This window comes from Chitinophaga rhizophila (genome assembly GCF_019492185.1).
Lineage (GTDB): Bacteria > Bacteroidota > Bacteroidia > Chitinophagales > Chitinophagaceae > Chitinophaga > Chitinophaga rhizophila.
In genome coordinates, this window is sequence record NZ_JAICCF010000002.1 from 43,739 (window position 1) to 54,808 (window position 11,070).

The 11,070-nt window shown below is 46.0% G+C and carries 8 protein-coding genes; 2 read left to right on the top strand and 6 right to left on the bottom strand.

Going from position 1 to position 11,070, the window contains the following annotated elements; all coding sequences use genetic code 11:
* Position 1 precedes the first annotated feature (1 nt).
* Complete coding sequence (locus K1Y79_RS09195) at positions 2-1,342, top strand: glycoside hydrolase family 27 protein (protein WP_220249726.1); 1,341 nt, start codon at positions 2-4, stop codon at positions 1,340-1,342.
* Between the two features lie 214 nt (positions 1,343-1,556).
* Here the strand turns inward: K1Y79_RS09195 and K1Y79_RS09200 are convergent, their stop codons facing one another.
* Genes K1Y79_RS09200 through K1Y79_RS09210 form a run of 3 tightly spaced genes read right to left on the bottom strand, consistent with a single transcriptional unit; the run spans position 1,557 to position 5,213 of the window.
* Positions 1,557-2,582: an AAA family ATPase gene (locus K1Y79_RS09200; RefSeq protein ID WP_220249727.1), complete on the bottom strand. Its 1,026-nt coding sequence runs from the start codon at positions 2,580-2,582 to the stop codon at positions 1,557-1,559.
* Positions 2,575-3,204, bottom strand: coding sequence for a nicotinamide riboside transporter PnuC (gene pnuC / locus K1Y79_RS09205; protein ID WP_220249728.1), 630 nt, complete (start codon positions 3,202-3,204; stop codon positions 2,575-2,577). The genes K1Y79_RS09200 and pnuC overlap by 8 nt, the downstream gene beginning before the upstream one ends.
* Positions 3,204-5,213 (bottom strand): TonB-dependent receptor, encoded by a 2,010-nt coding sequence (locus K1Y79_RS09210; protein ID WP_220249729.1) that lies wholly within the window; start codon positions 5,211-5,213, stop codon positions 3,204-3,206. The genes pnuC and K1Y79_RS09210 overlap by 1 nt, the downstream gene beginning before the upstream one ends.
* 197 nt (positions 5,214-5,410) lie before the next feature.
* Between K1Y79_RS09210 and K1Y79_RS09215 the strand changes: the two genes are divergently transcribed.
* Positions 5,411-6,058 (top strand): tetratricopeptide repeat protein, encoded by a 648-nt coding sequence (locus K1Y79_RS09215; protein WP_220249730.1) that lies wholly within the window; start codon positions 5,411-5,413, stop codon positions 6,056-6,058.
* A gap of 543 nt (positions 6,059-6,601) precedes the next feature.
* Here the strand turns inward: K1Y79_RS09215 and K1Y79_RS29400 are convergent.
* The 3 genes from K1Y79_RS29400 to K1Y79_RS09230 all read right to left on the bottom strand — a co-directional run bounded on the left by K1Y79_RS29400 (position 6,602) and on the right by K1Y79_RS09230 (position 11,039).
* Complete coding sequence (locus tag K1Y79_RS29400; RefSeq protein WP_220249731.1) at positions 6,602-7,744, bottom strand: redoxin domain-containing protein; 1,143 nt, start codon at positions 7,742-7,744, stop codon at positions 6,602-6,604.
* A gap of 245 nt (positions 7,745-7,989) precedes the next feature.
* Positions 7,990-10,023, bottom strand: coding sequence for an OmpA family protein (locus K1Y79_RS09225; protein WP_220249732.1), 2,034 nt, complete (start codon positions 10,021-10,023; stop codon positions 7,990-7,992).
* 38 nt (positions 10,024-10,061) lie between these two features.
* Positions 10,062-11,039, bottom strand: a complete 978-nt coding sequence (locus K1Y79_RS09230; protein ID WP_220249733.1) for a PorP/SprF family type IX secretion system membrane protein — start codon at positions 11,037-11,039, stop codon at positions 10,062-10,064.
* Positions 11,040-11,070 lie beyond the last annotated feature (31 nt).

Consider the following 11,070-nt stretch of genomic DNA (forward strand, 5'->3'; position numbering starts at 1 on the left):
AATGAGATCAGTTTTTTTATGGGCCTTTTTACTAGCAGGCTTTACCAGCTTTGCACAAAAACAGCAGGACTTTCACTCCTGGGCGGCAACACCCCCTATGGGATGGAACAGCTGGGATTGTTACGGCCCTACAGTGACGGAAGCAGAAGTAAAGGCGAATGCCGATTATATGTCCAGCCACCTGAAACAATACGGATGGCAGTACATCGTTGTGGATATCCGCTGGTACGTAGGTAATGATAAATCACATGGTTACAATGAGAAAAACCCTGACTATAACATAGATGAATACGGACGATTTCAGCCTGCTATAAACCGGTTCCCTTCAGCAGCCAATGGGCAGGGTTTTAAACCACTGGCAGACTATATCCATAGTAAAGGTTTAAAGTTTGGCATTCATATTATGCGTGGCGTGCCTGTAATCGCAGTTAACAAAAAACTGCCGGTAAAAGGCACAAATGTGACTGCAGCAGACATCTATAGCGAGGCTAATCAGTGTAAATGGCTGCATGATATGTACACTGTAGTACCAGGCAAAACCGGTTCACAGGAGTACTATAATTCACTGTTTGAGCTGTATGCTTCGTGGGGGCTGGACTTTATCAAAATTGATGATCTCTCCGCACCTATCTACTTCAAAGAAGAAATTGAAATGATCCGTAAGGCCATAGCACGCACAGGCCGTCAGATCGTACTGAGTACCTCACCCGGTGAGACGCCGCTCGCGCAGGGAGAACATGTACAGCAACACGCCAATATGTGGCGTACAGTAGATGATTTCTGGGATAACTGGCCTCACCTGAAAGATCACTTTGAAGTGTTTGACCGCTGGAACAAATGGCGTACTACCGGTGCATGGCCTGATGGGGATATGTTGCCGCTGGGACGTATAGGTATAAGGGCAGAGAGAGGGGAACCCCGTATGAGCGCTTTTACCAGGGATGAACAATATACCCTGATGACGCTCTGGTGCATTTTCCGCTCCCCGCTGATGTTTGGCGGCAACCTACCGGATAACGACAACTTTACATTATCACTGATCACTAACAAACGGGTATTGCAGGTACTCAATAACAGCAGCAATAATAAACCGCTGTTCAATGAGGAAGAAAAAGCCGCATGGATAGCTGATATACCTGGTAAGTCAGGCAAGTATCTGGCGGTATTCAACAAAGCAGATAAAGAGCCTGCGCCTGTAGCTGTGGATCTGAATGCGCTCGGCCTCAAAGGTAAGTGTACTGTTACCGACCTGTGGACGGGCAAGGTAGTAGGGAAATTCACTGGTAGCTTTGCACCACAGGTTAATCCACATGGTGCCGGACTATATCAGATCACCCAGTAAGGGCGGATACAACGGCAATGGACGGGCATTTAGTATTATTAAAATAACTACCTGAATCCATCAGGAATATGAATAAAGGGAGGCTGTCTTAAGTGTATTAAGACAGCCTCCCTTGTTCACTGGCCAGTATTTATACCTGGTAGGTTCTTTCACATCCCGTGTGACATTGCCGGCCATATCCGGTCAGCCATTCTCTGACCAGTTCAACCGTACTTTATACGGTCTCTACTCGCTCGGTAAACTGATACCAGCTATCTACTTTCCTTTGCATTAATTGCTCAATAAGTATTACGGCCTGGCTAAAACGCTCATCCCAATCACCACTGATCTCTTCACAGGTAATAGCATATTTATCCAGCACACGCCGATGACAGATATCCAGGAGATTCCTGTCTGATTCACTCAACCGGGTACCATCCTGCACATAGGGTACATCGCTGCTGAGGTAGAGGTACAGATCTGCCCTGTTACTCTCAAAAATGTTCCTCTCTACAGGTAGTTCATGGTTAAAGGCAAACTCTCCGTATGACAGCGTGATATGGATGTTAGTATCAATCACTATCAGCGGACTGTCACCCGTTGCAGCTTCGTCGATGCGGTCAGCATGCTCCTTTGCTATGAGCTGCAGATCGTCAGGACCGAAGTTCCGGGAATCGGCAATAATATCTCTGCCGGCTTCCATAACAGCGCTGCAATTGAAATGTGCTGCCAGCCGGGAAGTAAGTGTAGTCTTACCTGTTGACTCAGTACCCAGGATAACGACCTTGGTCACGAGTGATTGCTTGACTGTATCCGGCAGGTATTGCCAGGTGGCAGGCAGATCGGCGCGTATTTTGGTTGCCGAGACCGGGTAACGACCTTTCTCCACATCAAAAGGAATATGGGTGATACCCAGGAAATTAGCCACCAGTTCCCCGTAAGGTTCTGATGTTACCACCAATGTATGATCAGGAAATATCAGCTTAAATTGCGCTGCCCACATTGCTGACACTTCTGCTGAAGATGCAGATGTATTAGGTAGCAGGCTCTCGTCATAGCGGTATACCATTACTCTGATGCGGGGCTCCTCACGGAAAGTATGCTCCAGCCAGACCTGACGTACCGGTGCGGGAAGCGTTTCCCGGTTACTGCAACAGATCAACACAGACAGTTCATCACAATACGAGAGGGCAAACCTGATCATCGCTTCATGCCCTTTGTGGAAAGGCATAAATTTCCCAAAAACAAATCCTTTACGCATATTTCAGTTGTTTCCTCCATTGTAGCAGGCCGTAAGTGGCCAGCCCTAAAAAAATTATATACTCCAGTGATAAAAAATAAATCTCTTTATACAGATATAATACAACGCTGACCACATCCACAACTATCCATAATATCCATGTTTCAATGCGCTTCTTTGCCAGTAGAAACGTAGCCAGCATGCTTGCCATCATCACAAAAGAATCTGCAAAGGCATAACTTGCCGGCAAAGGAAAATAGTCCGGCATCCACCGGTTGAACTGTTGCACAGTCAGTCCCATCCCTACAGTGCCTAATAGCAGGACAATAGCATATACGGCGGTCATGGTGCGAGACATCCGGCTAACCGGTAGCTCCATTGTTCTATGTTGCCAGTTATGCCATCCAAATACTGTCACTATCAGGAAAAAGACCTGCAATAACATATCTGCATACAACTGAACCTGAAAGAATAGCGCAAACAACGCTATCTCATTAACGATGCCTGTCGGCCATGTCAGCACATTGGCCCGGGAAGCATAGTATACAGAGATAAGTCCGAAGACTGTTCCTAACAATTCAATGTAACTGATAGGATACCCCATTATGCTAAAGGCAATATGTTGTACATCAAATAATGTCATCAGAAGCTGTATTTAAATGCAACATACATATTACGTGGAGCCTGTACAAAGTATTTGCGCGTACCATCTGCCTCAACATTACCGTCATTGTAGTAGCTGGCGCTGGTCAGATTATTGATAAACAATGACAATGTACATCCCTTCCATGTATACTGCGCTCTTGCATTCAGCAATACGTAATCAGCTGTCATAGCCTCGTTTGCAAAGTCAATATACGCTCCCTGCTGATACCTCCCCGATAGTGCCAATCCCAGGTCTTTACGCTGCCAGGCAACTTCCTGGTTGATAATCAGCGCCGGCGTCAGCACCGGTGTAAAAGCTACTGACTGCTCCTTAATGCGGCTATGATTGAACGATGAATTGTTGGTAAAGGTAAAAGCCTTCAGCTGGTAACCCACATGCAGCTCCACGCCTGTGCGATAACTACTTTTCACTTTGTTGGTCAGCAACAGGCCATTAGGACCCAGCTGACCATTCAGCACAATCTCATTATCAAAGTTCATATAGTAACCATTCAGATCAATTGCCAGATTTCCCTTCCGGAAGCGGAATCCCAGCTCCTGATCTACTACAGATTCTGCGTCCTGGTTAAAGATAGCTGCCTTGCCGGTACTATCTGCCACCAGATCATCATTACCTCCAAAAATATCATTACGCGTCGGTTCACGTCCTGTACGTCCGATGCTGTAATAAATACTCAGGGTATTTCCGGCCGCGAAATTAATACCTCCTTTTGGATTCAGGAAATGCCAGTTCATCTTATCAAAAGATACACTGCCTTTATAGTCGAATGTGGTATACCTGTACTGCAGATCTCCATACAAAGTCACCCTGCCGAGGTCGTATTCTATCTTACTGAAACCACTGATATCATGCTTATAGCCACGGTTCTGATATAGCTCTCCCAACCAGTTATCAGTACCGGTATGCCCGCGTGTATACATATTACCATGTACGCCACTGGTCCATCTGAAATGGTCGTGTGTCAATGAATAATTGGTAAAAAAACCACCAAAATGGGAGCGGAATCCATAATTGAAGAGATTTCCATCGGAGGCTGTACCCAGGAAATTATTGAGGTCAAAATCATACCCCCCGTTCAGATAAGTATAGTAAACGCTGGAGGTGATGCTGGTGTATATAGTTGGCCGCCATATGTGCTGTAGCTGTACCAATCCTTGGAAGAAACGGTCTTTCTCAGCTTTAGTATTGGCATTTGTACGACGGTCTTTGGCAATAAGCGTATCAGCTACTGGTAGCCAGGCCATGCCATTCTGCTGATGACCAGCCATGACATTCAGCTTCCAGGTGCTTTTGTCATGGTATAGGCCTCCGCTGACAAACACCGACTGCGAATTATTAAAGGAATTGTATTTGTACCCATCCGTGTAAACCTGTGATCCTCTGACATACAAGGACTTATTGTTCCTGACAGCCGTCTGGTGTTCAGCAAACACCCTGAAGCTGTTGTAAGAGCCATATCCAAGGCCGATATTAGTGCTGGGAGTATCACCTGCTTCCGGCCCAAATAGTTGTACGCTACCCGCATAACTTGCAGCGCCGTTTTTAGAAGTACCCACTCCGCGCTGTACCTGCAAACGGCTCACCGAATTTAAGATGTCAGGGTAGTTAGAGAAATACGCCCCCTGGTCTTCCGGCTCATTCAATGGCATACCATCCAATGTTGTATTAATCCTGGTCTGATCCATTCCACGCATACGGTAATACGAATATCCCTGCATATTGCCAGCATCAGAATAGACAGTAACAGCGGGTGTTTCTGACAGGAGGAAGGACGGCTCCTGCCCAGTATTCTTGTCGTCCAACACTTTCATGTTAAGGTCCTGGTAGGTAACAGGTGTCTTATTACCTGCCTGATAGGTCACAATGACCTCTTTCAGACGGCGGGTGCTGTCTTCATTACTGGATGAGGGCGTCTGGGCTCCGGCTAACAAAGACAGGAATAACAGTGACACGGTGGTGATGTTCACACGACTAAAAACGTCCATAGGATAAAAAATGTAATAATTACACAAATATATTAAGCCGAGTCCGGAGATCCTTTCACATCTTTGTGTTAGGCAGGTAAATTGTTGATACACTGGATAAAAATAATCACTAAATTTATTTCCTATGACAATAATGGCATTGTCAATCTCGCTAATAACCTGTAATCAGGGGCATATTTATCCCACAACGAAGCGATATGAAAAGTGATACACCACTGCTTAGAAAACTGGAACAAAACAGAAAATTCCTCTCTGGCTACCGCCTTGCCTTTGAAGCTAGTCACCAGCGTAAAAACTGGCGACATATTATAATGACCTGGTTTTCAGCTGCCACCCAGGGAGATAAGCGCGCGCAATATTACCTTGCCAGTTGCTATGACAATGGCTGGGGCGTGCAGAAAGATGCTGCGATTGCCTTTAAATGGTATCAGAAAGCGGCCATGCAGGGCCATATGGAATCGCAGTATAATGTGGGCTTCTTTTACCGGGAGGGAGAAATCGTGAAACAAAACGATAAGAAAGCCGTCTACTGGTTTCAGTTAGCTGCGAACCAGGGAGACACAGAAGCACAACGCGACCTTGGTTTCTGTTGTTTCTACGGATTGGGCATCGAGAAGAATGTTTCCCAGGCCATCGGCTGGTACAAAAAAGCTGCCGCCAAAGACGATCCTAAAGCCTTATATAATCTGGGACTTTGCTACAAACACGGAGACGGGGTAGCCACTTCCCAGCGTTGGGCTAAGTATTACTTTGAAAGAGCGGCCAGACTCGGTAACAATGCAGCCTCTTTACAGTTGCGGGAGATTATGAGAAATACGCAGGTGCAATCCGCTATCAGGAATTAGTACTTAACTTTGGGTAATCAGCAATACCCCGATAGTATACTGCGAATATGTCAGACAGCCGGGAATTGTGCAAGCAGCAGCAAACTTTAGGGTATAACAGTGAACGAAAATTACTATACACTGATAATCAACCTTCAAGGGGCAAAGGTTGAATATCGTACTACGAAAGAGAACCAGGTAAATACTTAAGCAATCAGGTCATGTAGATATTATTATGCAGCCGATTATTCACCGCGTCAACGCTTACCTGGACTCAGTTACACATCACGCTTATAATCAATCACACAGACTGATCAAGTCCACCTCATGTCCACCTTGAATCCGGGGCATGTTCTAGTGATCTTCGAACCTTGCTATGGCCATGTCCGGATTAAGGACACTTTTGGTATTCCTAAGCCATGGCTACATCAGGGGGCATCCTCCCTCCTTGCCGAGGCCATGTCCGGGTCGAACCAAATTCCAGCTTGTAGCATAATCGCAATAAATCATCAACAAAAAAGGCAGTACTTCCCGTACTGCCTTTTTTGTTGATAGAAGTATCAGCTACTGATTTAAGAGCTCCGCTAATTTCTTGTTGAGCGATTCTCCTCTCAGATTGTTACCCACTACTTTCCCATCAGGTCCGATCAGGAAACCTGCCGGTACACCGGATACACCGTATAAAATACCAGCCTCGTTAGACCATCCCTTCAGATCAGATACATGGATCCAGGGAATACCATCTTTGGCGATAGCGTCTACCCATTTGCCTTTGTCGCTATCCAGCGATACACCCAGAATCTCGAATCCTTTGTCTTTGTACATCTTATACTGTTCCCGCAGGTTCGGATTCTCTGCTCGGCAAGGTCCGCACCAGCTTGCCCAAAATTCCAGCAATACCAGTTTACCTCTCAGATCTTTTAATGACACTGGCTTACCATTCACATCATTCATAGTGAAGTCAGGGGCTTCTGCTCCCGGCGTAGTCAGCTTCACAGATTTAATGCGTTTATCCAGTTCCTGCCCTTTCTTAGAGTTACGGAACTGCGGATTCAATCCTTCATAAGCGGCAATGATCTGATCCATGTCTCTGGACGCATTTATTGCTTCTGATAATGCAATAAGGCCGAAGATGGAATTAGGATGCTCCTTCGCGTATTTCAACTGTGCCGCCGTTCTGTCATGCATACGCTTGCGGAAGCGTTGGTCTATCGTTTTGATAAAGTTGGTGTCAGCACGTTGTTCAGCGGTTCCTGCGGAAAAATCCACATTTGCCTGTTTTGTAATGGCCATGACGGTACCACCGATCTCTTTATTGTAAGCATCTTCTTCAGCATGTATCTTCGATCCTTTGAAAACAGCATTTGACAATGAATCTTTTGAAGTAATAGTGATGTTCTCTTTGCCAAAATTGAAGTAGATAACATCACCGGTATACACCGCCTTCATCTTGCCGTCGCCGTGATGAGCCAATGCCATGCGGCAGGTGGCTACGCCGGACATTTCACCGGTAAACTTAAAGGTTCCGTTGACAACATCCGCGGAATCTTCCTTTCCTCCTCCGGCGTTCTGGAAATCTGTCCAGTCAAAGTATACCCTGGCCGGTGCATTCAGCGAGCCTATCTTTCCTGTAATTGTAAACTTTTTGGATTGTGCAACTGCCAGCATAGGTATTAGGGCTGCAGTGAGCAATAGCGCTTTTTTCATGGTTGATAAATGTAAATTGGTTGGTTGTATGCTAAGCTAGGAAATGAATAGTATAAAGACTGTTAACGAATATTAAAAGCAGTAAATTAAGCCTCGTCAGCCAGGCAGAATGAGCTACTTATGCCCCTCCTTGGGCGTTCTCTCGTTGGTAAGCATATGTGGCTCAGGCACTAATACAAAAAGGGCTGACCAGGATCGGTCAGCCCTAACAAATCACAACTATAGGGATATTTCACGGATAAGCATTATCGTTCGAGCACATTAAATTCTGCTCTGCGGTTGGCCTGATGTTCAGCCTCGGTACAGTTTACGCCATTGGCACAACGGTTAATCAGTTTCGTCTCACCATATCCTTTGGCAGCCAGTCGCTTCTTATCAATACCTTTTGACAGGAAGTAGTTGAGCGTAGAAGCCGCACGTCGCTGAGACAATTTCAGGTTATAGTTATCATCAGAGCGGCTGTCTGTATGGAAAGACATATCGACTTTCCAGGAAGGATTTTCCTTCATTAGCGCAATCAATTTATCCAGCTCTTTCGCTACATCCGGACGGATATCAGCTTTACCCAGATCAAAATAGATATTCTGCGCATTAAATTTAGTACCCAGGTCTATCTTCTTTGCAACGCCAATGCCTTTAACTGGCACAGGATCTTTCGGTTTGTTTACTACCGTTGCTACTTCGATCTTTTCCAGGTAGAGGTCGCGGTGTAACACTGCTGATTCGGTTAATCCTTTCGTTACTACCGCAACCTCAGACGCTGGTCTGAATAAGGCTTTTCCGCCTTCCAGCCCATAGGCTGATAAACTATCCAATGCAAAATGAAAATCACCACGGCTGTCAGTTGTTACTGTTAGTACAGCGCCGGTCTCTTTATTAGCCAGGGATACGTTAGCATCCGCCAGCGGTTGATTTGTCTTTTTATCCAACGCCTTGCCTTCCAGGCTAAACACCAGAATTTTAGCGGGGGTGAAGCGATAAAGATCGTCGCTACCTTTACCCCCTTTCCTGTTGGAGGAGAAGTACAGCGTATTAGTCCCATTATAAGCGGGTGCAAAATCGTCCTGTGCACTGTTTACTGGTACACCCATATTACGTGCTACCCAGGAACCATTTTCTTTTACTGCGCTGAAGATATCCAGTCCGCCTAATCCGGGACGGCCGTCTGTTGAAAAATACAATATGCCGTTCTGGTCCAGTAATGGTGAGCGCTCGTTACCGGCCGTGTTGATGGCTGCGCCTATATTCACAGGCGTCTGCCATTGTCCGCTGGCATCTTTAGTACTGTAATAGATATCAGTACCTCCATTACCTTTGTCGCCATAGTCTGCTACAAAGAGCAGGGTTTTACCATCGGGGGTAATAAACGGATCTCCGATGGAGTGATTGAATATCTCATTAAAAGGAAACTCCGGCAGCACATTCCATGCACGGGTGGCAGTATCCCACTGTTGCCCCCTGATCTCTACATTTAAGGTGTAAGGAGTTTCTTTACCCAGGAAGGAGCCTTTCTTCCGGGCGAGTTCAGTCACTGAATAATACAATGTCTGACCGTTGCCGGTATAGCTGGCATGGGCGCTGTGGTAGTCGCCGTTTACATCTCTAACCAGCAGTTTGGCAGTACCACTGTCCAGACCATTACTCTCATAGAGATGCAGATAGCTGTTACCGGTATAACCGTAATATTTTCTTTTGATATTGCTCCTGTTGAATAAGGCATCGGGACGGAGGGAATCGTAGGGACGGTCGGATGCGAAGATAACTTTGCCATCACGGAAGGCAGTACTCCAGTCAGACCATTCACTGTTCAATCCTTTGAGGTTCTCCAGGTCTCCCCTTATCGGTGAAGACAGCCAGACAGCTGCACTGTCACAGCCAGCCTTCATGGTTTCAGCCTTTTGATCGCCGGGAACTTTAGCCAGGTAACCAGCTAATACCTGCTTAGCAGCATTGTATTGCTCGTTATTCATAAGAATAGCCGCATAATACAATTCATCTTCGGATGTATGTTCCGGCATGGCTACCAGTTTTTCATACCAGGTAGCCGCAGCAGGATAATCTTTTAATAGCCGGTAGCTGGTAGCCAGGCCACGTGCAGCATTGACAGTTTCTTTTCTGTCAAATGCCTTATGATATAATGGGATAGCTGCTGCGTAATTATATAAGGAGGCCTCTGTATCGGCTGCTTTTATCACGTATTGTCCACTTGCCGTATTCAGCATACCTGTGAGCAGTAAAGTGCTCAGTAATGCAGGAAGGGTGTAGTGTTTTCTATTCATATTTGTACTATGATATCTGTTAGGGTAAGGCAATAATGTTAGAAGTATCGTGGTGATAACATTCTTGCTTTAGGATTGGCCCAGGTATAGTTAATGGAAAACTCATGTGTAGCATAACTATTTGCACCTGTTCCGTTTAACGTCTGATCATATGCATAACCGATGCGGAGTTTACTGTTGATGAAGAAGTCAACCATACCGGTAACCGCACCCGCTTTAGTCAGGTAGTTTTCAATATCACGCTTGTTGAACACAGCAGTACGATAGGAAGCACCGATCCATAGCTTTTCATGGAACAGGACGAAGGCGCTTACATCGGCGCTTGTCGGACCGGCAAAGTCTTCTTTCACCAGCAGTGAAGGTTTGAGGGAAATATCTTCTGACAAAGGCACCAGACCACCTACTGTATAGTACATACTGGGTTTAAGGGGCAGATAAGTGCGTAACTTATCTGACTTCTGGAAAGAACCGGCTACGAGATTATCAGCAGAGACACCTGCAAAGAAGCGCTCAGTATTGTAATAGATACCAAAGCGTGCATCAGGCATCATAGCAGTACCTTTTGCATTCATCAGCAGTGCATCATTCTGTGCAGCTGGATTGAGAGCTTTCATATTCAGCCGCTGTTGGATAAAGCCAGCGCTTACGCCAATAGCGAGGCGTCTGTTACCATCTGCATCCAGGGGAATACGGTAGGCGTACGTACCGTAGAGGGCAGTATTCTTCTCAGCGCCCAGCTGGTCATTCACTACCTGCAGACCTAAACCTACGCGGCCATCGTTTACAACGCCGTCAACTGCAGCTGAAAATGTCCTCGGAGCGCCGGGAAGACCTGCCCACTGAGTACGGTAGAACATATTAAGGTTCCACTGTTCTTTATAGCCTGCATATGCAGGATTGATGTACAATCCATTGAACATATACTGGCTGAATTGCGCGTCCTGCTGCGCATGAGCCGACTGGAAGGATAGTAGGAATAATATAGGTAAAATGATCTTGTAAAACTTGCTAGTCATAATCTCTTTTTTACTGTATAAAGGGAAGCCG

Bases quoted from the DNA above. Each gene is read 5' to 3' on its own strand.
- K1Y79_RS09195 (WP_220249726.1), top strand. From the start codon at position 2: ATGAGATCAGTTTTTTTATGGGCCTTTTTACTAGCAGGCTTTACCAGC.
- K1Y79_RS29400 (WP_220249731.1), bottom strand. From the start codon at position 7,744: ATGAAAAAAGCGCTATTGCTCACTGCAGCCCTAATACCTATGCTGGCA.
- K1Y79_RS09230 (WP_220249733.1), bottom strand. From the start codon at position 11,039: ATGACTAGCAAGTTTTACAAGATCATTTTACCTATATTATTCCTACTA.
- K1Y79_RS09225 (WP_220249732.1), bottom strand. From the start codon at position 10,023: ATGAATAGAAAACACTACACCCTTCCTGCATTACTGAGCACTTTACTG.
- pnuC (WP_220249728.1), bottom strand. From the start codon at position 3,204: ATGACATTATTTGATGTACAACATATTGCCTTTAGCATAATGGGGTAT.
- K1Y79_RS09210 (WP_220249729.1), bottom strand. From the start codon at position 5,213: ATGGACGTTTTTAGTCGTGTGAACATCACCACCGTGTCACTGTTATTC.
- K1Y79_RS09200 (WP_220249727.1), bottom strand. From the start codon at position 2,582: ATGCGTAAAGGATTTGTTTTTGGGAAATTTATGCCTTTCCACAAAGGG.
- K1Y79_RS09215 (WP_220249730.1), top strand. From the start codon at position 5,411: ATGAAAAGTGATACACCACTGCTTAGAAAACTGGAACAAAACAGAAAA.